Source organism: Lysinibacillus sp. K60, assembly GCF_019731275.1.
Taxonomy (GTDB): Bacteria; Bacillota; Bacilli; order Bacillales_A; family Planococcaceae; genus Lysinibacillus; species Lysinibacillus capsici.
Window position 1 is genome coordinate 18,984 of the sequence record NZ_JAASJR010000001.1, and the last position, 23,272, is coordinate 42,255.

The window sequence follows — 23,272 nt, forward strand, 5'->3', positions numbered from 1 at the left end:
CCAAAAGTCGAAAAGATGCGTATAATGGCAGGGGTGAAAATATCTAAATTTTATAGTTCAACACATTGCAAAGGATTAAAAAGAAAGAATGGAGAATTTATTGCTGAAGGGTAGTACTTGTAGTTGCTTTTATAACAAATACAAATAAATGGAGAAGATAGGGATGGAATTAAGAGATTTAAAAGCCTTTATGGCTGTTGTTGAGCATAGGAGTTTTACAAAGGCTGCACATGATTCCTTTGTATCTCAGCCTTCATTAAGCAAAAGTATTAAAAAATTAGAAGAATCATTACAAGTTGAGTTGTTGAACAGATCAACGCGTAATGTAGAACTTACTGATGCAGGTAGTATTGTTTATAATCAAGGACAAAAAATAATGCATGCTGTTCAAGAACTACATATTTTGCTAGACGATTTATTAAATATTAAAACAGGTGCTATCAAGTTAGGGATCCCACCTTTAATTGGAACATTATTTTTCCCTGAAATCGCTAGGGGATTTCATCAGCTATATCCTGAAGTACATTTAGCACTTATCGAACGTGGTGCAAAAATGGTAGAAATGCTAGTTGAAAATGGTGATGTTGATATGGGCATCGTTGTATTACCAGTAGATGAAAGGAAGTTTGCTGTTCAATCCTTTATAGAAGACCAGTTTTATGTCTTTATGAATGAATCTCACCCCTATGCACACCAGAAATCCATAGCTTTACAAGATTTAAAAAATGAAACGTTCATTATCTTTGCAGAGGAGTTCACGCTTCACGACTATATAATTAAATCCTGTGAAAGTGTTGGTTTTACACCTACAATCGGCTATAAAAGTTCACAGTGGGACTTGATTGTAGAGTTAGTATCCTCCAATTTAGGGGTTACATTGTTACCCCATTCCATTGCAGCCAAGCAAACAAATACCAATGTGAAAATAATTCCATTAGATGATTTTGAAATGCCGTGGCGTTTAGGGGTTATTACGAAGAAAAATACATATCAATCTTATGCATTAAAACAGTTACTTGAAATGATAGATAGGAATGGGGAAAATAGATTTATTCCATATAGGAATAAGTAGTATTCTAATTAATTCCTTTACTTGTAAAATAGCAATGATGTAGAATTTTCCTTAATAAACGAGCAATTCAGGGAGGTTTCGAGATGGGGAATGGTAAGGTATGGAGTTCGTTTGAAGAAGCGATTGCGGATATTAAGGATGGAGATACATTAGCTGTAGGTGGCTTCGGGCTATGTGGTATACCCGAAAAATCAATAGCAGCATTAGTGCAACAGGGAACAAAGGATTTAACCGTTGTCAGTAACAACTGTGGTGTAGATGACTGGGGATTGGGTCTACTATTAGCAAACAAGCAAATAAAAAAAATGGTTGCTTCTTATGTAGGAGAAAATAAGATTTTTGAACAACAATTTTTAAGTGGTGAGCTAGAAGTAGAGTTGACACCGCAAGGAACTCTTGCAGAACGTTTGCGTGCAGGTGGAGCGGGAATTCCTGGTTTTTACACAGCTACAGGGGTTGGAACGCCAATTGCTGAAGGAAAAGAAGTGAAGGTTTTTGATGGCAAAGAATATATTTTGGAAGAAGGTATTGTTGCTGACTTTGCTCTGGTCAAAGCATGGAAAGCCGATAAGCTAGGAAATTTAGTTTATAGAAAAACATCACGCAATTTTAATCCATTAGCTGCTATGTCAGGGAAAATTACAATAGCTGAAGTGGAGGAAATTGTAGAAGTAGGCGAGCTAGATCCCGATCACATTCATACACCAGGGGTTTTTGTACAACGTGTATTATTAGGTGAAAATTACGAGAAACGTATTGAGCGTTTAACGGTGAAAAAGGGGGAAGCATGATGGATACAAGACAAAAAATTGTTAATCGTGCAGTAAAAGAAATAGCCAACGGTATGAATGTCAATTTAGGCATAGGTATTCCAACACTTGTTGCCAATGCGATTCCAGCCGATTATGACGTACTCTTACAATCCGAAAACGGACTTCTCGGTATTGGTCCTTATCCAGTAGAGGATGCAGTAGATCCTGATTTAATCAATGCAGGTAAAGAAACAGTTACGGCAGTTCCAGGGGCATCCTTCTTTGACAGTGCAGAATCATTTGCAATGATTCGCGGTGGACATATTGACCTTGCCATCTTAGGAGGTATGGAGGTATCTGAAACAGGAGATCTTGCTAACTGGATGATTCCTGGGAAAATGGTGAAGGGCATGGGTGGCGCAATGGATCTCGTCGTTGGTGCCAAGAGAGTGATTGTCGTCATGGAGCATGTAAATAAAAATGGTGAATCTAAAATTAAAAAACAATGTGAACTTCCACTAACGGGTAAAGGTGTCGTACATCGATTAATTACAGATTTGGCTGTATTTGATTTTACGAAAGATGGCATGCAACTGATAGAATTAGCAGATGGTGTTTCTTTAGAGGAAGTAAAAGAGAAAACAGCTGCTTCTTTTAGCGTTGCTCTTATACAATAACTTCAGACCTAGGACTGTTTTCAGCGTTATGGTCTCATTTTACAATAATCTAAAAGGGGATTTCATAACAATGGAACAACAATGGACAAATGAATTAGCAGTAGCACAGGTGCGTGTAGCAAGACCAACCGATCAGCTAAAGGAAGTAGAACGGTTTTACTGTGAAGGTGTTGGATTAAAGAAAATTGGTTCGTTTACAGAACATCGTGGCTATAATGGTTTAATGATTGGTCTTCCAAATGCAGGTTATCACTTAGAATTTACAGAGCATATTGACGGTAGCCCTTGTCCAGCACCAAGTAAGGACAATCTACTCGTACTTTATATCCCAAATAGAGATACGATTCGTCATATTGCCGAACGTCTTGCGGTCATGGGATATCCCGAAGTTGAGCCTGAAAATCAATATTGGGCTGAAAAAGGGGTAACCATTGAAGACCCGGATGGCTGGCGTCTAGTATTCATGAATACGGAAGGCATTTAAACAAAATTTTAAGCACGAGCACGTATGTAGTCTCGTGTTTTTTGTAACCTAAAATACCCCTTGTAGTATATAATCTGTTTAGGGGGTTACAAAATGCAACGAATAATGACATTAAACAAATGGTGTGAGGTTTTGGAGCAATCGAAGTTCAAACCTTGCCTTGTGTTAAAAATTAGCATGACATGTATAAGTAGTATTTCAGCTTTAAAGGAATATAAAGTATTACAAACGAAATTGCCTAAATATCTTGTCATTGTGCAGATGGATCGGGTAATTTCAAATGCTATTGCCTGTGATCTTCAAGTGAAGCACGAATCACCTCAACTAATAATCCTGCAGGGTGGGAAAGGAATTTGGCAAGCAACTCACTACAAAATAAAGCACTCTCTTTTAGAAAACGCTATAGAACAATATGTAAAAAAAGATACTCCACAATAGGATGTGGGGTATCTTTATGTGATTAATCTTCCAAGGCCTCATCTTCATGATAATTTGTAGCGCTAGACTCGATATCGACCTGTAGATAATTGGCCCAGTCTATTTTGTGAAAATCCTCTTCACTAAAATAAATATTCAAAACCTCAGTCATTGTTTTGTCCCCATCAGGTTCAGTGAGAGGAGCATACCAAGTAATAGCCGGTGTCTTCACATTTTTTAATTTGGACAAATCAGCGAAAATTTTAGTAGAATCCTTTAGCATCTGGCTTTTCGATCCTTCTGTTACATCTGTATCTTGAATGGAAATTGTGACAACACCGTCTTTCGATTCATCCACAGAGAATTCGTTTTTCACAATCGCGCCTACAATATCTTCAACATTCGTATTTTGATCGACTGCCACTTCCTTTGGTTCAGCACTCTTTCCACAAGCTACTAACAGTAGTGAAGTAAAAACCAATAGATAAATTATTTTCTTCAATGTCATAACCTCCCTTGTTACTCCATCTATGTGCAAAATGGGAGGGAATTATACAAAATACAAGAAGGTTATCCTTACTTTTTATGAATGGTTAGGAAGTGATTGAATAAGGAGAAGCGGAGAATAGCCTGAATATAAAAAAGCACCTTAACCAAAATAGCTAAGGTGCTGTATCAATCATGTATAAAAAGCCGCGTATGCCGTAGTTATTATAGAAAGTTTTAAACCACCACTCCTCAAAGTGGGTGTTCGCAGAAGTTTTCCTGCTTATCCTCATGCACCGTAGTGTGAGGCCCGTCATTCCAACTCCAATAATAAAACTCCCTTTTACAGCTTAAAGGTTAAAACTTAATATTATACGAACAATGCAGCCTTTATGGATATAATAAAGCATGATCGATAAACATGCAAGTAAGATGATAATGGAAAATTAGTCAATGGGCAAGTGTTCCAAATCGCGTTATAAACATCTTGCACTACCTTCAAAAGGGTGCTGATGTTTCATATTTTTTTCACAAATGCGAACGTAAAATACGAACAACCTTTGCTAAATAAGGTCGACTATGTAAAGATAGGAGCATAAAGAGGATTTTCCTAGTAAAAATGTAAAAGGAGGAAGCAAAAATGGCAGCTTATCCGAATTGTCCAAAATGTCATTCTGAATATACATATGAGGATGGAGCAAACTATGTATGTCCAGAATGTGCGCATGAATGGAGTATGGACGCAACTGAACAAGAATCAGATGCACTTATTGTAAAAGATGCAAATGGTAATCTGTTAGCTGACGGCGATTCAGTTACTGTTATTAAGGATTTAAAGGTGAAGGGTAGTTCTTCCACTTTAAAAATTGGGACAAAGGTAAAAAGTATCCGTTTAGTGGAAGGCGATCATAACATTGACTGTAAAATTGATGGCTTTGGTGCCATGAAATTAAAATCAGAATTTGTGAAAAAGGCCTAACAAACAAAATGCACCTCCACTTTGGTAAAAAAGTTCGAGGTGCTTTTTTGTTTATTGAAAAACCCTACGTAATAGAATGGCAAAAGCTGCGCCAATTAAGGCGAAAATGGTATGTAAAAGTGCAATGTAGCCAGCTCCAATCACTAGCGTTCCTATTTCTGTTAAAGAAAAGGTTGTAATATAGAGCTCATTATTAAGATTATTAATGATAGCCCAAACGTATACAGGCACAGAGCTTATGATAAAAACAATCCAGATGTTTTTATAGAAAAGGTAAGAAAGACAGCCGAAAAGAGCATATGAGAGGACAAAGCCCTTTTGATTGCCGAGTAAGGACGAATTAATGGCAAACATAAAGGATAATACAATAAATATGATATGAAAAAAGGATACTGTTCTTTTCATGGGCAAGTATGCGTTCTGAGTTGATGAATTGACTACTAGCTGCTGACATTGCTGACAAGTTGTTAGATGCCGTTCGACAAATTCTATTGTTGATGCTTGAAGCAGTTGTTTTTTATAAAGAGGTATTAAATCTTCTATAATTGAGCATTCCTGTGACAATACTTTCCCTCCATTCAATCTCTCCTCATTATACGACTTTTTGCGGAAAATAAAAAAAGCCTTCCGTGAATTTTTCAATCGGAAAACTTGTACATGCACCCTATTAGTTTGATGTTAATACTTCATTTGTTAATGCTTGAATATCGATATGTGTTTTTTCCTTTACTGCGTCCTTTAAAATTTCTGTGCGGAAATAATGAACTGTCGCTTCAAGTGGAATGGCCAAAAGTTTTGAAAGGGCTGATTGGTACATATAGACAAATTCTTTGTCAGTATTACCACGCTTTAATTCTGCGAAAGCCTCGTAAAACTGGTCGAGTTTATCCGCAAATTCAAGTAGCCGACCCTCTAAAGTATGATCCTTTCCTTCTTTCATCCGTTCAAAGAAAACAGCCTGAAATTCTTGTGGGATTTCATTGATAATAAATTTTTCCATCATTTTTTCTTCCACGTGTGCGAGCATTTGCTTTAACTCTGGGCTAGCATGTTTTACTGGTGTCTTAATGTCACCAATAAACACTTCCGCAAAGTCATGATTGATTGTCTTTTCATATAAAGATTTCCAATCAACTGTTGCACCGTGCATTTCTTCTAACGTTGCGAAAAACATCGCATATTGTGACACTTTCCAAGAATGGGCTGCCACATTGTGCTCTTCAAATTTGAAGCGACCAGGGCAACGAATGATACGCTCTAAATCATTAAGACTTGTAAAAAATTGGTGAATTCCTATAAAAATCACTCCTTTTTGTTCTATAAGTGCATGTTACTATAAACAATACCCTCTTTATACGGTTTTCAAACAATTTAACAATGTTTCAAGCTGTGTTTACAAAGGATTCACAATTGCTGATAAAGTAAATTCAGCTTGAATGCTATAATGAAAGGGACTGATGAAAAGGGGAGTACACAGCATGTTTTCCATTTATACACTTCTTCTTTATATACATATTTTAAGTGCTATTCTTTCGATTGGGCCTTTGTTCGTTGTGCTCACCATTGTAAAAAAAATGCGTACAGCTTCCATGGATGACATGCCACCATATATAGAAGCCTTTAAGGGGGCCATTACGCTCGTCAAACATTCGGGGCATGTACTAGTAGCCTCGGGTATTTTGTTAATGTGGCATGCGGGCTATTATTGGAATACCTCGTGGATTGTATTAACCTTCCTCGTGATGTTTGCATCCATCGTATTTCTAGCAAGAGCGTTTAAACCGACGTTGCGTACTTTTAATACACCAGCATTTAATCATCTACAATTTGTTTCACTGTTGCATCGTAAAACATGGATGTATATAGTATTATTGCTTATTATGCTATGGCTGATGGTAGCAAAGCCCGTTCTTTGGTAAAAAAGATAATGTTATCTGCAGAAAAAGCCCTTTTCACAAGGTGAGAGGCTGATTTCCGTTCCGCCAGCGTCGTCCTTTCCAGGGGGCGTCCGATGAGCCGCTAGATCCCTTAGGAGTGACGCTGGCTCCTCTTCAATCAACCATGCTGCAGAAGTGTCTTTTCCTTATCAGCAGTAGCGATCAAATAACCCATTATTTGAATTAGGGCTTTTATTTTCAATGGGGAGAAGTGATGAGTGACGATACTCCTCACTAAAATGAGTAGTTAATACCTTCACTTTATTTGAAAAACCTTGCTAAAAGGAAACATTTTCACCTTTCATAAAGATTCTATTAATTGGTTTGTTTTTCAACACTATGAAAAAATCGCACCCTTAAGGAGTGCGATTTTTTTTAGCTTACTAAGCGTTTAAAATAACTTTTTCGAATGAATACATAGCTAATGAGGAAAAGTACAAAGAAACAACAAGAGCTAGCTATGGAAACTTGTAAAAATGCTGTAGAAACCATTGTTCGCATAGCCAAAAGGGTAATTAGCAAGAGTGTAATAGCTATAGTGAATGGTACAAAAATAAGAATCGCCAATTCTTTAGTGATAATGGTAGCTAATTCATTTCTAGAAAGTCCTAACTTACGGATACCAATATACTTTTCCTTCTCTTGTTGTAATGTTGTTTGTAAATAGAAGTACAATATACTCATGGCTGCACTTAAGAAAATTAGACTTAACATGGAGCCGATAAAGAACATGACGCTTTTGACAAACATCTCTGTGTTATATAAATCAATTTTGGATGTTACATAACGTTCTCCAGGTAAAGAGGGTAAGTCACTGGTAATAGTTCTTGCCAAATCTGTATGGGCTGTCCAATCTTCCAGTTCATAGATATACGTTTTATAAACAGGGTAGTCAATGGTTTTGTAAATGTCATCAGGTACAATGAAATAACTTTGTTGGAAGCCAGTAGATAGCAGATTTTGCTCATGGGTGCTGGCTAGTTTGAAAGACTTTATAAACAGGTCGCTGGCAGTGTTTATTATTGGTGCTTCACCACGATTACCAGCGGCGGCAATAAACTCATCTTTACTTAGTTTGATTTCCTGATGCTGTATCAGATTAAAATTTGATAAAGGCATATAGCCAATACGTTGATCTTCGTTTGATTTAAATTCAATAAAATACTTGTGAGCTTCAACCGTTGATAAAGTATTTTCAAGATAATCAAGATCAGCCTTTACCATGTTGTCATCAGCTTTTGGATCAGCAATATATTGAAAGCTATATGGATAATTTTCTTCACTAGTCTTTTTTACATTGTAATAAGAGCTAAATAAAATACTTGTACATAGAAAGACACCGCTTAATAGGATAGTAATGAGAAACAGCATATTTGCATGTGATTTCATTTTTGCATTTAAATTGGACGCCAAAAGCATATTTGTTTTTTGAAGATAGGCAGGAGACTTTTCATATATTTTCAATAACAAACGAAATCCTTGTGTAATAACTAAATAAATCGTACTAAGAATGCTAATAAAAAATAACAGATAATAAAGGACACTTAACGTGTCTACAATGGAATGCTCGATTTTTAGCAAGCAAGCTAAAGTGGCAGACATCAAAATACTTAGTATTAATAACCCATAATGAGGCTTAATAGATTTCTCGATAACTGTATCACTTTTTAAGAGTTGGATAGACGCTTCTTTATTAATGAACCTCGTAACAACTGTCGATATCACAACAAATAAAATCAGAAATAATCCTATGGTTATACTAATTGCTTGAAGAGGCATGTACATACCAAATGTTTCTGCCTTTAAAATAACTTTTGCACCCATTAAGAAAAGAGGTGTAATGACAAGGCCGAGAACGATAGCTGCCAGAATAGCTAAAATGCCAATTAACAGATTTTCACGGAAGACCAGCTTACGAATCTGCTTCATGGAAGCCCCAGTAATCATAAATATTCCTAAGGTCTTGGTCTTCTTACGTAAAAATGCTGTGATTGAATAGGTAATGTAGATAAAAGAGAATAAATAAACGAGCATACTAGCTAGCATTAAAGAAATTCCAAGTGTAGAGTCTGGATCTAGGCTTTTCAGATTTGGATGAAAGACGATAACAGAAAATAGAAAGAAAATAATAATAGAAAACATACTACTCAAGAAGTAAGAAACATACGTCCATTTGTCACGTAAAATATTTTGAAGCACAATATGATTAAAGCTCATGCTGTCCACCACCCAGAAAAGCAAGCGTGTCCATAATTTCCTGATAAAATTGCTTACGGTTGTTGCCTCGATGTATTTCGTTATATAATTTCCCATCTTTAATAAAAATAATGCGATTGGCAAAGCTTGCTACATAAGGATCATGTGTCACCATGAGAATAGCCGTATCAAGCTCTTGATTAATTGAGGAAAATAAGTTCATGACATCATTGACAGCCTTTGAATCCAAGTTTCCTGTAGGCTCGTCTGCTAACAATAAACTTGGTCCATGTATAACGGCACGAGCGATGGCTACTCGTTGTTTTTGTCCACCTGAAATTTCATAAATACGTTTAGGCAATAGTTCCTCGATACCGAGAAATTGAGCGACATCCTTTAAACGTTGAAGCATTTTTGAAGCAGGTAGGCTATCTAATGTTAATGGCAATAAAATATTTTCTTTCACTGTTAATGTATGCACAAGATTAAAATCCTGAAATACAAAACCTAGTTCAGTGCGTCTAAATTTGGCGAGGTCCTCATCATTTAATGTGTAAGGATTATGATTGTTTATGAAGATATCGCCAGCGGTAGGACGATCAATAGTGGATACACTATTTAAAAATGTTGTTTTCCCACTACCTGAAGGTCCCATGACAGCTACAAATTCCTGTTGCTGTAGCTGAAAATCGATACCGTTTAACGCTTTATAGGTGATCTCACCGATATATTCCTTGTGCAAATTGGTTACTTGTAGTATGGCGTTACCCAAATTAAAACAACTCCTTTATGGTCATTAGATACCTTTAGTATAGAAAAGGAGCGGCACATAACCTATTTCTCTTGATGACGTGAAGATGACAAAGTTGTCATCTTCATTTTTTAAGACTGTTTGAAAAATTAATCGAAAAAATAGTGACATGCTCAGAAGATTGTAAAGTGAAGGGGTGCTCTAGTGTAGTTAATATTTTTTTCACTAGATATAAGCCTATACCTGTTGCTTCGCCACTTGATCGCCCCTTCATACCTGTATAAAATAAATCAAAGACTCGTGCTATTTCGCTAGAAGGAATGGTCTCACCACGATTGGTTATGTGTAAAGCCTCATTTTCATAGTCGATATGAATGGTGCTTGCCATTTCACTATATTTAATGGCGTTATTTAATACTTGATAAAGTACAATTTTTAACCACTTTCGATCTGAATAAATGATTTGGTCTTCAGCAAACGTCAGCTTTGGAAAAACTTCTCTTATGATAAAAAAATCCTTCAAATCATTGATCACTTCTTGCACGAGCCCTTTTAAAACAATAGGTTCAATTTTTAAATCAGCTACTAAATGAGATGTGCGCTCATACGTTAATAACTGATTGAGGGTAAATGTCAATTTATTGCACTCTTTATTGATGGTATGCCATTGCTGCAATTCATCAGTGGTCTTGTTGGGTGTAGCTTGAACGATTAATTGAATAACAGATAAAGGTGTCTTCATTTGATGTGCAAAATGTGATAGAACAAGTTGCTTCTCATGTGCTTGTTCTTCCAATCTTTGCTGTTGGGTTAAAAATAAATACTGTATTTGCCTTAGTTTTTCACTATAGTATTGCTCAATAGCTGCACGTGGTTCAAATAAATGAAGATCATCCTGTGTGTTGATATTTTTTTGTAAATGATGATAAAACTTTCTTCTTCGATAATAACGACCGAGTAGCCACAGAATAAATAGAAAGCTGACAAGAAAAATAAAGTAGGCATAGTGTGCGGATAGGTCATCTAATACATGTATTATCCAAGGTAATAGGAGGAAGCTTATGCTATAGAGAATAATGAAACTAAGATGATCTCGAAAGAATAGTTTCATTTACTTTCCTCCACCAATTGATATCCAAGACCACGAATTGTTTTAATCTCAAGATGAGAGTGTACGGCTTCCAATTTTCTACGTAATCGACCAATATTCACAGACAAAGTATTTTCCTCAACAAAGGTTTCATCATCCCAAATAGCACTTAAAAGCTTTTGACGCGGCACTACATTAGGGTAAGCTTCGAATAATAACTTACTAAGCTGCATTTCTTTTAGCGTTAACAGGCTATCTTTGCCTTTTGTTTGTAGACGAACTGTATCTGGATTTAATGTAGTATTGGCTATAGTTATGGTTGTTGTCTCGTTTAAAGCATATTCACCATAGGTACGTCGAAGTAGTCCATTTACTTTTGCCATGAGGACATCCAATGAAAAGGGCTTTGTAATAAAGTCATCGGCACCATTTTCAATTCCATATACTTGATCAATATCATTTACTCTGGCAGAGACAATGACGATGGGACAGGTTGAGAGTTGACGGATTTTCCGTGACCAAAAATAGCCATCGTAAGTCGGGAGATTGATATCCATAATGACTAGGTGTGGTTGTATCGTATTAAATTCTTCAATAATGTGTGGAAATTGTTGTACAGTAAAGCATTCAAACTGATATTTAGCTAAATGCTCGACAATCAGTGAAGCTATATTTGCATCATCTTCTATTATGTATATTTTGTACATACCTATCGATCCTTCCTTTATTCTATATGTATAATGTACCCTCAATTCAAAAAATCTATAGAAAAATTGTTATTATAAACTTGAGAAAAGAGTCACTACAGATTCAAATTGGCACTGTAATGACTCCTGTTTTTAATCTTTAGGTATATGGAAAGTAACATTTGTACCTTGATTTATAGTACTTTGAATTTGTAATTGTTGGCCATAAATTCTTTTAAGTCGTAGATTTGTATTTCTTATTCCTATACCAGAGCTTGTCCCTTTGTAATCTTCTTGCAATTCCTCTAATAGAGTGGGGCTAATTCCCACACCATCATCAATTACACTAATGGATACATAAGTTGTGAAATCTTTAATACGAATACAAACAGTACCACCTTCTTCCTTCTTTAATATACCGTGTCGAATGGCATTTTCAACTAACGTTTGTAAAGAAATTGGAGGAATGTCAATTTGTATTGTTTCATCAATATCCCATTCAATCTGAATTAATTCTCCAAATCGCTGCTGTTTAATGTAAAGATACGAACGAACTAAATCGAGCTCATGCTGTAGTGGTACTACTCTTTGAAGATTTCGGACATCGAAGCTGGCATGTAAATATTCACCAAAGTGATGCATTAAATCAATCATTCTATCTGTATCAATAGTACTAAGTGAGGCAATGGTATTAAGTGTATTAAATAAGAAGTGTGGTTGGATTTGAGATTGCAGCCAAGCACTTTCTAGATGTAGACGTTGTTGAATACTATATTTTAAATCAATTAAAGCTCGACTTCTTACTTTTAGCTCTAATGCATTAATAGGTTTTGTTACATAATCATTAGCACCATAGGCAAAGCCTGTATAAACATCTTCAGGGTGCTTTCTTATCGTCAATAATAAGATGGGTAATTCCAGCAATGAGTATTGTTTTCGTATTTTTTGAATCACAGCATAGCCTGAAATATACGGAAGCATTGCATCAACAATTACTAAATCCCATGCTTCTTGCTGAATGAGAGCTAGAGCTTTCTCACTGCTTGTAACAGTAGTAATTTCGTATTCAGAGATCGAAAATATACTTTTCATCGTTGCTAAATTCATAGGGTCATCATCAATCATTAAAATCCTGAAATGCTTATCTGACACCATGGATAACTCTTGTTCATTTGTTGTGGATAGCTGAGTTTTAGCTTGTGCATTAAAGGTTGCGTATTCCTTATTTTGTGTGCTTTCATCTGCAAGAGGTAATGTAAAATAAATATTCGATCCTTTGTTAGGAATAGATTGTATATTTAACGTACCACCATGCAATTCAATCAGTTTTTTTGAAATAAGTAGGCCAATACCAATGCCTTCATCATATTCCTGACCCTGTTCATAGGGAGAATACAAAAGACTTTGTACAAAATTGTCCATTCCTTGTCCAGTATCACGAATGTGGATAATAGCCATATGCTGTTTTTCACGAGCAATAATTTCTATAGAGCCTTCACCTGTATACTTTAGGGCATTATGCAAAATGTTAAATAGGATTTGAATAAGGCGATTTTCGTCGGCTAATACATTTGGGAAATTTGGTGGTACTAAAGACACCATATGTATTTGCTTACCATTTGCAATAAAGCGGAGGATATCAAAAACTCCATAAACAGCACCTTGAAGATTTACACTTTGTGTATGAAGATGTAAATCTCCTTCTTTTAAACGAGTAAAATCCTGTATGTTGTTTAACGTAAAGGACATACTTCTACCTATATCGATTAGGTGTTTAAGGTTTTTTTCATCTTCAGTAACAAGTTTGTTCTGTGGGTTGTCATAAATGGATTGACCTAGGGTAATCATCCTATTCATTGGACTCCAAAGTTTTTCTGCATTGCTTGTAAGGAATTCATCTTTTAAAGCATCCTCGTGTTGTAGCTTTGTCACTAAGTTTTGAATTTGCTGAGAGTTCTCATGAAAACGTTTGAACCAATAGCTAGAAAAACCAAGCATGATAAATAAATAATCGAATGGATAAACGGGAATATCGAATACGTATACAGATTTAATGAAGCCCCATATAATACCATTTGTTGTGCCGATAGCTGTTAGTGCAATAAAAGCAGAGCTTCTTTTTTGGTTTTCTAGATACTCTCTAAGAGCCAGTACCACTACGTAAAGAAAGGATACTAGATAAAGTACGAAGAAAATATTCTTCGTAGGTATCAGCCATGGCATTGGTAAAACAATCGTGAGTATTGCATTTAAAATATAACAAGCAAAAATCCATTGAAATGTTTTAGTGTTGTGATATTTGACTAAGAGGACTCTCATAAACTGAACAAAGAAAAAGGAGGCTCCTAGGAAAATAATGGAAGAAAACTTATAGGACCATACATAATTCATATGCAACCAATCCAGTAGGGAGCGATCAAACGTAATTAATTCATCTGCTAAGGGCAAAAGAAAGCCAAATGTGAAAAGTAAAACGATAGATTTTCGATAGATGAACAAATATACAAGTATGCTAAAAAGAGAGAATATGATTAGCATAACTACAATAGTTGAAAGAGATAGCCCTACAATTAATTGATGATGTGTCATTGCCAAAGCAGTGCCAAATAAAATCCTTTTATTAATAATAGGACTTGTAGGTGTATCAAAATTAGATACATGAAGTATGAGATTAATTTCAGATTGCGTATTAGTAAAATAAACAGTATAAGGTGCAGCCTGACCTTCATGGTCTTCCGCATTATCTGCTACTTTGCCTGATTTCCCTACTAGCTTTCCATTTATATATAAGTTTGAAGCAGTTGAGATAGCAGGGATACGAATGGCATATCGATCATTATCTGAAGTGTTAGGTAGCAGAATTCTTAACTGATAAGTGCCATAGGGTTGAGTTGTTCGCTCTTTTTTTAATGCAGGAATATTTTGTATATTATAGGTATTGCTATGACTCTCTTTGTTACCCCCCTTATTTTCAGCATTCACAAATTGTCCAGGATAATAGATCCATCCTCCATCCAAGGAAATAACTTCTTCTTCCGAAGTAGTCAAATTGTTTATGTTGACCACACCATCTTTGGCACTAGGCTGATGTGTAGAGGGGAGGAAATAGTTTAACCATAATAACCTTAGAAAAGTAAGGACTATAAAAATGGCAATTATAATAAGTAGATGTTGGGTAGAAGCTTTTCTCAACACAGCAATTTTCCCTCCTAATGAATCTCTATCTACCATGCCACGAAATTGGAAAAAAGAAAATATAATGGATAATAAAAGAATTCTTTAAGCCTATATAAATAGAACAATTTGGAGTTAGTAGTACTATCGATTTTTTCCTTTTAAATTGAAGAAGGAAAAAATCATTAGTGTTTAAGTTTTCTTTAAGAGGTTTGACGTATGATGATTGAATAAGTATATCGAAATTTAAACATAGATAAGATTAACGACAAAACATCTCAATGGGAGAAATGATCTATTGTGGGTAAATTCAAGTTAAAGTTATCGTTTCTTATTATTAGTGTGACAACTATTGTTGTCCTCGTGACATCTAGTATTAGTATTTGGATTAGCTATCGTAATTTCAATGAAATTTTGAAGGAACATAAAGCAAATGTACAAGAAACTTATGTAATGGAAGTCTCGACAATTACAGAAAGCTATTTACAAGATGCTAAGACAGATGACCATTCATTAGAGCCGTATACGCAACAAATAGTTGATACTTTACTTGGTGAAGGAATAGTGTCCTTCAATTTGTTTTTTAAAAAAGTCCTAGGCCCAATCATAATAGTTATAGCAACTATTATGGGGTTTGCTATTTGGTTTGCTATCAAAATTACACAGCCTCTTAAAGAGCTATCGAAAAGGATTGAAGTAGATGAAGGAGCACAAGGGATTGAGGAAATCGCTGATTGGTATGATGAGGTAAATTTATTGAAAAAGAATGTTCAAAATATGATGATCTGTTCGGAAAGTAAAATCAATGACTTAACAGAGCAGTTGAACTTAGATTCACTAACAGGGATTCTTAATCGCAGAAGAATGGATCAAATTTTACACAAATTAATTATTGATAAGGTTCCCCATGCCATTATCTTAATAGATTTAGATGATTTTAAAAGTATAAATGATACATATGGTCATACTGTAGGGGATGAAGTTTTAAAAGCCTTTGCGATGACTATGCAGAGCAGTGTCGGGGAAAAGGGTTTTTGCTTTAGATTTGGCGGCGAAGAATTTATGGTCATCTTACCTTCTATGAATATAGAGGATGCAGTTCAACTAGCGGAAAGTCTCCGAATTAAACAAGGTTTACAAGAAACTGTGTGTGGGAGACCTGTGACAATGTCTGCTGGAATTACGGCTTTTACCCCTAATGTCCAGAGTCCCAATCAATTGATAGAAATTGCAGATCATGCTTTATATAAGGCTAAACAATCTGGAAGAAACTGTTTATGTGTTGTAAGTAATATGAGACAAATGATTGTTAAATAATATTAAACTATACAAGCATGCTAGCACTTGACGCTAGCATGTTTTTTCATGTGTCCTTAGGGGTAAACGCTTGTTTCGTACTCTTTTTCATGTGCCTGTAAGACATTTTGAAAAAGTTCTGTGGTTTCCTGAGATGGTGACACATTTAATTCTGTTAATAGAAGGCTATTAAACGAATGATATATTTTTATAGCTTCTGCGCGATTTCCAATTTCAGTATAATGTTGGATTAATTGCTGCACGATTTTGTCGGAATACGGATTAAACTCTAAAGCAAATAACAATGAACGCTCTCTGTTTTTAAGATTCTGATTTTTAGAGTAATAAAGTATCAATTCATCAAGTAGTTGACTAAATTGTTTATTCATCAAATTTGCTTTACTAGTAGTCCATGCATAGTCCATTGTTGCCATAAACTCACCATGGTAATTTTGGATGAGTTCCTCAGCTTTTTCAATATTTAATCTTCCTGTTTCAGCTTTGGTATTTAAGATATCCTCCAAATCAAAGGCATCACATTGAAAATCGTTTAGTTTCAGAATATAGCAGCCATTCGCATATTCAATGACATCCGTGTAGCCATAAGCTGAAAGTGTTGTACGTAAGTAGGAGACAGTAGTATGCAATTGTACTCTGGCTTTTTTTACATCCGTATCACTCCAAAGTGAATCTAAAATGTTATCACGAGGTACTGGCATATGAAGCTGTAAAAATAGAAAGGCAAACAACTCTTTTGTTTTAATTGTTCTCCAATGAATTACTTTTTCATCAAAAGAAACGACAAACTCTCCAAAGCATCTGATTTGAAGCATAGGCTTTTGATGCGTTCGAGTTTTCTCCGATGATAGTTCTTTTTGGAATAGCTTTTGTATTCTGTTAATTGTCATTTCTAAGCGAGATTTTGAAACTGGCTTTAATAAATAATCAAGAGATTGTACATCAAATGCCTGAACAGCATAGTCTCGATAGGCAGTTACAAATATGATACAGATATTTTTATCCCATGTTTTTAACAATTGTGCTACTTCTAATCCGCTCATACCGGGCATTTCAACGTCTAAAAATGCTACTTGAAAGTCTAAGGTAGGTCCTTCTTTCAGTACATCCTTTGCTGTAGTAAAGGTTCGAATGACCTCTATGTTATCAAATTCATTTAAATGTTTTTTCATACTAACCAGAGCTAATGGCTCATCGTCCACGACAATTACCCGAATCACATAAGGAACCTCCTTTTCATAAATATGGCTGTATGATCAGATTGAGATATCTATTATAGATCCTTTGTATGGGTGAGTGGGAGCTGTTTGTTGCTGAGGTAGTTCTTTCAGTAATTCAATTGCTGTAGTTGTGTTTAAATTAAGAGCATTTTGCATGACACTCATCTGTACTGTTTGTTGGAGCTCCATCAGCTGAGATGACATAAGTGAATTAACCTCCATTTTTATATTCCCTCCTTTTCTTTTTTTATCGGCTAAATATAGCAAATATCTAATATAAAAAAGTCCTAGACAGCCCTACTAAATTATAGTTTATACGCAATAAATTGATTAAATTACTAAAAAATTAATTGAAATTGTATATTTTTCCGTTTTTATAGTAATAATTCCTAATATCAGGCAGCTAGTCCTGAGTTATTAATTTGCAAACTTATTGTTGCTTACATAATAGAGCGTTCAACTCTAGTGTGCTAGCAACAGATTTGCAACAAATAATAAAATGATGGAGGTATTACTAAACATGAAGAAAAGAGCATTAGCTTTAGCGGTAGTATTGACTTTTGGTGTGAGTCTCTATGCTAGTCCTTCCTTTGCTAAGGACAAATCGCCAGGTAATATACTATGGGCACTCCCGCAAATTTATAATTTAACTGTAGGTGAGTTCCAGCAATTAAATGAAAAGGATTCATTATGGTTTTACCCAGAGCAAGACTTAGTAAAAGACACGTCAAAAGCAGAAGAACCGTTGGGGGATGAATATGTCATCAAGGGTGGCGATACTTTATTTTCAATAGCTCGTATTAATAATGTGACAGTAGACGATTTGAAAAAATGGAATCACCTTGCTTCAGACTTGATTTTAGCTGGTGAATCGCTAGCTATTAAAGCGTCAGCTGCAAAACCAAAGCCAAAAACTTCCGAGGGGATTGCAACAGCTACTAAGCCTACTGCACCAGCCAAAACAAAACCAGCAAGTGCTCCAGCAACTGTTTCTGGTAAAACATTAACAATGCGTGCTACTGCCTATACAGCCTATTGTGAAGGCTGTTCAGGAATTACAGCCAATGGAACAGATATAAGATCGAATCCTAATTTAAAGGTAATAGCTGTAGATCCACGAGTTATTCCACTCGGTACGAAGGTTTGGGTGGAAGGTTATGGTGAAGCAATTGCTGCTGATACAGGGGGAGCTATTAAAGGAAATAAAATCGATGTATTTATTCCTACTGAAGGACAAGCACTTCAGTGGGGTGTCAAAACAGTAACGGTAAAAATCTTAAATTAATTATGGAAGGGGTTTCTCGAACTTTGGGAAATCCCTTTTATTTTGGTTGATTTTCCTATTCAAGCTCCAATGAAATAGGAGCCATTATAGAAGCATAAATGACTAATTGTGCATAAGTACTGAAGAAATTGGAAATCATCAGAAAGAGAGGAGGTATTTTTATGAAAAAAATAAGCTTAATGAGTCTTTCTTTACTAATTTTTGTTGCGGGTTGCAGTTTTTTTGATAAGAAAGAGGAAAAAGTAGCTGTCAATGCATCTTCCCCTTTAACAGCTACTGCAAAAGTGATTGGTGCTAACAATGAAAGCTATGGCAATGCATATCTTCAAGAGGAAGATAATGGCGTTATGATGACGCTTGCATTAACAGGCTTACCACCAGGCACACACGGTATCCATATTCATGAAGTAGGAAAGTGTGAGCCACCTAAATTTGAATCAGCAGGAGCCCATTTTAATCCAACAAACAAGGAACATGGTAAATTAAATCCTAATGGCTATCATTTAGGGGACCTACCAAATTTGGAAATTGGTGAAGATGGCAATGTGGATCTTAATTTTTTAGCTGAGGGGTTAACTTTACAAAAGGATCAACCTAATTCGCTATTAGATAGTGATGGAAGTGCTATTGTCATTCATGAATCAGCGGATGATTATAAAACAGATCCTGCTGGTAATTCTGGAGCAAGAATAGCTTGTGGAGCCATTCAATAGTATAGAATGTATGACTGTATCTGTTTGTTTTCAGATGCAGTTTTTTATATTCTATTCATTATTTATACAGTTAGAATAGTTATTTTATTTTATTAAAAAAAGAAAATATGAGTTTATTATAGATATAAAGGGGGTAATTAAATAAAGCTATAGCTCTGTAAATTAATGGGTGGTAAGTAGTTTTGTATAATTATAAAAGTCTGAATTTACTATAAATATATTGACATTATTATACTAAGTTTGTTAATTTTAAATAGATTCTTAAAAATAACCAAAGGGGGAAGGTTACTATGAAGAAGAAACAATTTAATCTAATAATGCTATTAAGTATCTTTGCGCTTATGATATTAGCCGCATGTGGATCAGATAGTGGGAGTGGTTCGAAGGACACTGGAGAAGACTCCGAATCAACCGAAAAACCTAAGTTTTTAAGTTTATTAACAGGTGGCACACAAGGTACTTACTATGCGCTTGGAGGTACGTTTGCTGATTTAATTACCACTGATACAGGCATTAAAACTACTGCAGAGGTATCTCAGGCATCTGCTGCCAATATGACTGCTTTACAAGAAGGAAAAGGTGAGATTGCATTTGTTCAAACGGATATTGCTTATTATGCTACTGAAGGTAAGATGATGTTTGATGGCAATAAAATTGATACAATTTCAGCTTTGGGTGCGCTTTATCCAGAAACAGTGCAACTTGTTACAACTGAAGCTTCAGGTATTAAAACATATGCAGATTTAAAAGGTAAAAAAGTATCAGTGGGTGCGCCAGGTTCGGGTACTTACGCAAATGCTGAACAATTACTTGAAATCAATGGATTAACAATGGATGATATCAAGGCACAAAACCTTGATTTTGGTGAATCAACAGATGGTCTTCAATCAGGTCAAATAGATGCTGCATTTATTACAGCAGGTACACCAACAGGTGCTGTTGAAGCGTTAAATGCTACAACGAAAGTGAATATTATCGGTTTAGATGCGGGTAAAGCTGATGAAATAATTGCTAAATACCCTTACTATGCAAAAGACACAGTAAAAGCTGGTACTTATGGTATTGCAAACGATGTGGAGACAGTTTCAGTTCTGGCTATGCTAGCGGTGAAGAAGGATCTTCCGGAAGATGTTGTTTATTCAATGACAAAAGCTATTTATGATAATACAAATAAAATTTCTCACGATAAAGGAAGATTTATTAAGGCAGAAACAGGTTTAGATGGTATTAGTATTGACATTCATCCAGGCGCACAAAAATACTTTGATGAAAAGAAATAGTGTGAATAGTGCTTGAAACTTTCTAAAAAATACGAAGGGGCTCGTTGCATAAAGCTTCGAGTCTCTTTCTTACTTTTAGGATATAGGATTAGGCGAATAGCTTTTAAAGTGGGGGAATAGGTCGAATGCAACAGAGAAAATTCATCATAACAGTCCTATTAAGTATCTGTCTATGTATTGTCATATTTCTTCCTCTTCAAAAGGTGTTCACCTTTACAGAGACTCGTTTATCCCATCCTAAAGTGCACTACATACCCATTTTAGATGAGCAAACCTTTCAAATAAGATACACCCACTCCATACATAAGTCAGATGTATTGGAATCCTATCAATATATAAAAGGTAATCGTATTGAAATGCTTGAAATGGAATATGAAGACTTAGCTATTGGTATGCCAGGCTATGCAGAGGAAAATCAAACACTTATTCAACGGAACGGTAAATATGTTCTCCAATTTAACAATAGTGCCATACTTGATAATTTTACGATCTATATAGGTGATTTAGATTTAGATCTGGTATTCAATTATGCAGAAAGAGAATATGATTTAAAAAAAGATTTACAGAGGGGTAAATCCTATTTATTTGAAATTAAGCGTTTGTCGCTTTACGAACAGTGGAAAGGAGTAAGGATGAAATGACAACACAAGAGAAATCAAAGAAAGAAAAAAAAGTAGAAGAATTTGAGCAAATTTCTGCTGAAGAGCAACAAGCCATACTTGAAAAATATGATATAGAGTCCAATGTAAGAACCATTTCAGGTGTAATGAAGCATGTTATTTTCTATGGCCTTTTAGCATTTTCGCTATTCCAACTTTACACAGCTATTTTTGGGCAATTTCCTGCTCAAATCCAACGTACCATCCACTTAGGCTTTGGTTTAACATTAATTTTCTTATTATTTCCAGCGAGAAAAAAAGCACCCAAGCATAAAATTGCCTGGTTCGATTATATTTTAGCATTACTAGCTATTGCAGTAGGTTCATATTGGTCTATGAACTATACAGAACTTGTAAATCGCAATGGCTCCATTACACAGGTAGACTTTATTGTTGGGCTAATAGCTGTTGTACTAGTTCTTGAGGCTGCTCGACGTGCTGTAGGGTTGCCAATTACAATTATTGCAATCGCTTTCTTGATTTATGCTTACTATGGCCCGTATTTCCCGGCATTTATGGCGCATAGAGGACAGGATTTGGAGAGTATCGTCAATCTTATGTACTTTACAACTGATGGGATATTCGGTACACCGATTAGTGTATCAGCCACATTTATTTTTGTATTTTTACTATTCGGGGCATTTCTTGTGAAAACAGGGGTTGGCCAGTATTTTAACGATTTAGCAGTTGCACTAGCTGGAAAATTAATTGGTGGTCCTGCGAAGGTAGCTGTATTCTCAAGTGCACTTCAAGGTACGATTTCTGGAAGCTCTGTAGCTAACGTAGTAACGTCAGGCTCCTATACAATTCCAATGATGAAAAAACTAGGCTATCGAAAAGAGTTTGCTGGTGCTGTGGAAGCAGCTGCATCGACAGGTGGCCAACTTATGCCGCCAATTATGGGGGCTGCTGCCTTCCTAATGGTTGAATTTATTGGTCGAGGGATTACGTATTGGGATATAGCAAAAGCGGCAGCTATTCCTGCTCTTTTATATTTTACAGGTATTTGGATTATGACACATTTCGAAGCAAAAAGAGTTGGTCTAAAAGGTCTGCGAGACGATCAAATGCCAAATCGTCAAGAGGTATTTAAAAAGATTTACCTTCTATTACCGATTGTGGCGATTATCATATTAATGCTAACGGGTACAGCAGTTATGCATGCTGCATTATATGGAATTATTATTTCGATTGGTGTGGCTATGTTTAATAAAGAAACGCGTCTTAAACCAAAAGATGTGATTGATGCGTTGGTGGAAGGTGCTCGAACTGCATTAGGTGTCGTTGCAGCTACTGCTTGTGCTGGGATTATTGTGGGTGTCGTTGTAAAAACAGGACTAGGTTTAAGTTTAGCAAATAGCTTAGTAGCTTTAGCTGGTGGGAGTATTATTTTGACACTTATTTTTGTCATGATTGCATCGCTTATTCTTGGGATGGGTGCACCAACAACAGCTAACTATGTGATAACATCGACAATTGCTGCACCAGCAATAGTGGCATTACTATCTCCAAATACACCACAAGAATTAGTGCCAGTAGTTGTATTACTATCTGCTCATTTCTTTGTGTTCTATTTTGGTATTATTGCAGATATTACACCACCTGTAGCCCTGGCTGCGTTTGCGGCATCAGGTATTTCTGGTGGTGACCCTATCAAAACGGGTGTAAATTCAGCGAAACTTGCGATTGCGGCATTTATTATACCGTATATGATTGTTTTCTCCCCAGCATTATTAATGATTGATACAACCATTCCGCAAATTTTATGGGTAGTATTTACTGCTATCACGGGAATGGTGGCGATTGGTGCAGGGGTGATCGGCTACTGGTATCGTAAACTTTTCTGGTTTGAAAGAATTATTTTGATTGCGGCAGGACTATTACTAATCTATCCAGAAAAATTCTCAGATTGGGTAGGTTTAGGAATATTTATTGTGATGTTTGTAATTCAATTTCTATCCCATAAAAAAGGAAATCATCCCGATAATATGAATGGCAAAACGGGAGTTTCAGTCTCGTGAATTTTTGGTTTGCATAAAAATCTGCTCATTTAATAACTATTAATGAGCAGATTTTTTTTTAAAAAGGTTAAATTCGTTT

23 protein-coding genes and 1 other RNA gene are annotated in these 23,272 nt (G+C 35.6%); 13 read left to right on the forward strand and 11 right to left on the reverse strand.

The window, feature by feature from the left end:
* Positions 1-163: 163 nt before the first annotated feature.
* The 5 genes from HCH28_RS00100 to ytxJ all read left to right on the forward strand — a co-directional run bounded on the left by HCH28_RS00100 (position 164) and on the right by ytxJ (position 3,423).
* On the forward strand, positions 164-1,072 hold the full coding sequence (locus HCH28_RS00100) for a LysR family transcriptional regulator (protein WP_221679024.1): 909 nt from the start codon (positions 164-166) through the stop codon (positions 1,070-1,072).
* 83 nt (positions 1,073-1,155) lie between these two features.
* Entirely contained in the window at positions 1,156-1,863 is a 708-nt protein-coding gene (locus HCH28_RS00105) for a CoA transferase subunit A (protein ID WP_004229828.1), read from the forward strand.
* Positions 1,860-2,501 (forward strand): 3-oxoacid CoA-transferase subunit B, encoded by a 642-nt coding sequence (locus tag HCH28_RS00110; RefSeq protein WP_274771321.1) that lies wholly within the window; start codon positions 1,860-1,862, stop codon positions 2,499-2,501. Before HCH28_RS00105 ends, HCH28_RS00110 begins: the two co-directional genes overlap by 4 nt.
* A 70-nt stretch (positions 2,502-2,571) precedes the next feature.
* Positions 2,572-2,985 carry a VOC family protein gene (locus HCH28_RS00115; RefSeq protein ID WP_221679026.1) on the forward strand — a complete coding sequence of 138 codons (414 nt, stop codon included), beginning with the start codon at positions 2,572-2,574 and terminating at the stop codon, positions 2,983-2,985.
* Between the two features lie 93 nt (positions 2,986-3,078).
* Positions 3,079-3,423 (forward strand): bacillithiol system redox-active protein YtxJ, encoded by a 345-nt coding sequence (ytxJ, locus tag HCH28_RS00120; RefSeq protein ID WP_221679027.1) that lies wholly within the window; start codon positions 3,079-3,081, stop codon positions 3,421-3,423.
* A gap of 22 nt (positions 3,424-3,445) precedes the next feature.
* Here ytxJ and HCH28_RS00125 read toward each other — a convergent pair whose 3' ends face one another.
* Complete coding sequence (locus HCH28_RS00125; RefSeq protein WP_232735603.1) at positions 3,446-3,910, reverse strand: hypothetical protein; 465 nt, start codon at positions 3,908-3,910, stop codon at positions 3,446-3,448.
* A 178-nt stretch (positions 3,911-4,088) separates the two neighbouring features.
* Positions 4,089-4,281: non-coding RNA, 6S RNA (ssrS, locus tag HCH28_RS00130), on the reverse strand.
* Between the two features lie 247 nt (positions 4,282-4,528).
* Between ssrS and HCH28_RS00135 the strand changes: the two genes are divergently transcribed.
* Complete coding sequence (locus HCH28_RS00135) at positions 4,529-4,867, forward strand: zinc ribbon domain-containing protein YjdM (RefSeq protein ID WP_048393229.1); 339 nt, start codon at positions 4,529-4,531, stop codon at positions 4,865-4,867.
* A 51-nt stretch (positions 4,868-4,918) separates the two neighbouring features.
* On the opposite strand, the gene HCH28_RS00140 is transcribed toward HCH28_RS00135, so the two are convergent.
* Positions 4,919-5,431, reverse strand: a complete 513-nt coding sequence (locus HCH28_RS00140) for a zf-HC2 domain-containing protein (protein WP_221679028.1) — start codon at positions 5,429-5,431, stop codon at positions 4,919-4,921.
* 103 nt (positions 5,432-5,534) lie between these two features.
* A complete protein-coding gene (locus HCH28_RS00145; RefSeq protein ID WP_004229813.1) occupies positions 5,535-6,173 on the reverse strand; it encodes a YfbR-like 5'-deoxynucleotidase in 639 nt (212 codons plus the stop codon).
* 172 nt (positions 6,174-6,345) lie between these two features.
* On the opposite strand from HCH28_RS00145, the gene HCH28_RS00150 reads away from it, so the two are divergent.
* Entirely contained in the window at positions 6,346-6,786 is a 441-nt protein-coding gene (locus tag HCH28_RS00150) for a hypothetical protein (protein WP_004229811.1), read from the forward strand.
* A gap of 393 nt (positions 6,787-7,179) precedes the next feature.
* On the opposite strand, the gene HCH28_RS00155 is transcribed toward HCH28_RS00150, so the two are convergent.
* From HCH28_RS00155 to HCH28_RS00175, 5 genes are all read right to left on the reverse strand, one after another.
* Positions 7,180-9,021, reverse strand: coding sequence for an FtsX-like permease family protein (locus HCH28_RS00155; protein WP_221679029.1), 1,842 nt, complete (start codon positions 9,019-9,021; stop codon positions 7,180-7,182).
* Positions 9,011-9,772, reverse strand: coding sequence for an ABC transporter ATP-binding protein (locus HCH28_RS00160; protein ID WP_221679030.1), 762 nt, complete (start codon positions 9,770-9,772; stop codon positions 9,011-9,013). The genes HCH28_RS00155 and HCH28_RS00160 overlap by 11 nt, the downstream gene beginning before the upstream one ends.
* A gap of 103 nt (positions 9,773-9,875) precedes the next feature.
* The gene (locus tag HCH28_RS00165; RefSeq protein WP_221679032.1) at positions 9,876-10,862 is read right to left on the reverse strand and encodes a sensor histidine kinase; all 987 of its coding nucleotides are present in this window, start codon (positions 10,860-10,862) and stop codon (positions 9,876-9,878) included.
* Positions 10,859-11,548: a response regulator transcription factor gene (locus HCH28_RS00170; protein ID WP_221679034.1), complete on the reverse strand. Its 690-nt coding sequence runs from the start codon at positions 11,546-11,548 to the stop codon at positions 10,859-10,861. The genes HCH28_RS00165 and HCH28_RS00170 overlap by 4 nt, the downstream gene beginning before the upstream one ends.
* A gap of 132 nt (positions 11,549-11,680) precedes the next feature.
* Positions 11,681-14,722, reverse strand: coding sequence for a hybrid sensor histidine kinase/response regulator (locus tag HCH28_RS00175; RefSeq protein WP_221679037.1), 3,042 nt, complete (start codon positions 14,720-14,722; stop codon positions 11,681-11,683).
* A 279-nt stretch (positions 14,723-15,001) separates the two neighbouring features.
* Here HCH28_RS00175 and HCH28_RS25335 point away from each other — a divergent pair, with 279 nt between their 5' ends.
* A complete protein-coding gene (locus tag HCH28_RS25335) occupies positions 15,002-16,018 on the forward strand; it encodes a GGDEF domain-containing protein (RefSeq protein WP_221679039.1) in 1,017 nt (338 codons plus the stop codon).
* Between the two features lie 56 nt (positions 16,019-16,074).
* Here HCH28_RS25335 and HCH28_RS25340 read toward each other — a convergent pair whose 3' ends face one another.
* Together HCH28_RS25340 and HCH28_RS00190 are read right to left on the reverse strand one after the other, a co-directional pair.
* The gene (locus HCH28_RS25340) at positions 16,075-17,235 is read right to left on the reverse strand and encodes a response regulator (RefSeq protein ID WP_221679041.1); all 1,161 of its coding nucleotides are present in this window, start codon (positions 17,233-17,235) and stop codon (positions 16,075-16,077) included.
* A gap of 36 nt (positions 17,236-17,271) precedes the next feature.
* Positions 17,272-17,457 (reverse strand): putative motility protein, encoded by a 186-nt coding sequence (locus tag HCH28_RS00190; protein WP_004229797.1) that lies wholly within the window; start codon positions 17,455-17,457, stop codon positions 17,272-17,274.
* A 298-nt stretch (positions 17,458-17,755) separates the two neighbouring features.
* Here HCH28_RS00190 and HCH28_RS00195 point away from each other — a divergent pair, with 298 nt between their 5' ends.
* The 5 genes from HCH28_RS00195 (at position 17,756) to HCH28_RS00215 (ending at position 23,193) form a co-directional block, all read left to right on the forward strand.
* Positions 17,756-18,520, forward strand: coding sequence for a 3D domain-containing protein (locus HCH28_RS00195; RefSeq protein WP_221679043.1), 765 nt, complete (start codon positions 17,756-17,758; stop codon positions 18,518-18,520).
* 161 nt (positions 18,521-18,681) lie between these two features.
* Entirely contained in the window at positions 18,682-19,233 is a 552-nt protein-coding gene (locus HCH28_RS00200; RefSeq protein WP_004229793.1) for a superoxide dismutase family protein, read from the forward strand.
* A gap of 290 nt (positions 19,234-19,523) precedes the next feature.
* Complete coding sequence (locus HCH28_RS00205) at positions 19,524-20,513, forward strand: TAXI family TRAP transporter solute-binding subunit (RefSeq protein WP_112117189.1); 990 nt, start codon at positions 19,524-19,526, stop codon at positions 20,511-20,513.
* A 125-nt stretch (positions 20,514-20,638) separates the two neighbouring features.
* Positions 20,639-21,154 carry a DUF1850 domain-containing protein gene (locus tag HCH28_RS00210; RefSeq protein ID WP_221679045.1) on the forward strand — a complete coding sequence of 172 codons (516 nt, stop codon included), beginning with the start codon at positions 20,639-20,641 and terminating at the stop codon, positions 21,152-21,154.
* Entirely contained in the window at positions 21,151-23,193 is a 2,043-nt protein-coding gene (locus HCH28_RS00215) for a TRAP transporter permease (RefSeq protein ID WP_221679047.1), read from the forward strand. Before HCH28_RS00210 ends, HCH28_RS00215 begins: the two co-directional genes overlap by 4 nt.
* Positions 23,194-23,272: the final 79 nt, after the last annotated feature.

Excerpts from the sequence above, each read along its gene's own strand:
- HCH28_RS00100 (WP_221679024.1), top strand. The coding sequence starts at position 164 with ATGGAATTAAGAGATTTAAAAGCCTTTATGGCTGTTGTTGAGCATAGG.
- HCH28_RS00105 (WP_004229828.1), top strand. The coding sequence starts at position 1,156 with ATGGGGAATGGTAAGGTATGGAGTTCGTTTGAAGAAGCGATTGCGGAT.
- HCH28_RS00110 (WP_274771321.1), top strand. The coding sequence starts at position 1,860 with ATGATGGATACAAGACAAAAAATTGTTAATCGTGCAGTAAAAGAAATA.
- HCH28_RS00115 (WP_221679026.1), top strand. The coding sequence starts at position 2,572 with ATGGAACAACAATGGACAAATGAATTAGCAGTAGCACAGGTGCGTGTA.
- ytxJ (WP_221679027.1), top strand. The coding sequence starts at position 3,079 with ATGCAACGAATAATGACATTAAACAAATGGTGTGAGGTTTTGGAGCAA.
- HCH28_RS00125 (WP_232735603.1), bottom strand. The coding sequence starts at position 3,910 with ATGACATTGAAGAAAATAATTTATCTATTGGTTTTTACTTCACTACTG.
- HCH28_RS00135 (WP_048393229.1), top strand. The coding sequence starts at position 4,529 with ATGGCAGCTTATCCGAATTGTCCAAAATGTCATTCTGAATATACATAT.
- HCH28_RS00150 (WP_004229811.1), top strand. The coding sequence starts at position 6,346 with ATGTTTTCCATTTATACACTTCTTCTTTATATACATATTTTAAGTGCT.
- HCH28_RS00155 (WP_221679029.1), bottom strand. The coding sequence starts at position 9,021 with ATGAGCTTTAATCATATTGTGCTTCAAAATATTTTACGTGACAAATGG.
- HCH28_RS00165 (WP_221679032.1), bottom strand. The coding sequence starts at position 10,862 with ATGAAACTATTCTTTCGAGATCATCTTAGTTTCATTATTCTCTATAGC.
- HCH28_RS00170 (WP_221679034.1), bottom strand. The coding sequence starts at position 11,548 with ATGTACAAAATATACATAATAGAAGATGATGCAAATATAGCTTCACTG.
- HCH28_RS00190 (WP_004229797.1), bottom strand. The coding sequence starts at position 17,457 with ATGGAGGTTAATTCACTTATGTCATCTCAGCTGATGGAGCTCCAACAA.
- HCH28_RS00195 (WP_221679043.1), top strand. The coding sequence starts at position 17,756 with ATGAAGAAAAGAGCATTAGCTTTAGCGGTAGTATTGACTTTTGGTGTG.
- HCH28_RS00200 (WP_004229793.1), top strand. The coding sequence starts at position 18,682 with ATGAAAAAAATAAGCTTAATGAGTCTTTCTTTACTAATTTTTGTTGCG.
- HCH28_RS00205 (WP_112117189.1), top strand. The coding sequence starts at position 19,524 with ATGAAGAAGAAACAATTTAATCTAATAATGCTATTAAGTATCTTTGCG.
- HCH28_RS00210 (WP_221679045.1), top strand. The coding sequence starts at position 20,639 with ATGCAACAGAGAAAATTCATCATAACAGTCCTATTAAGTATCTGTCTA.
- HCH28_RS00215 (WP_221679047.1), top strand. The coding sequence starts at position 21,151 with ATGACAACACAAGAGAAATCAAAGAAAGAAAAAAAAGTAGAAGAATTT.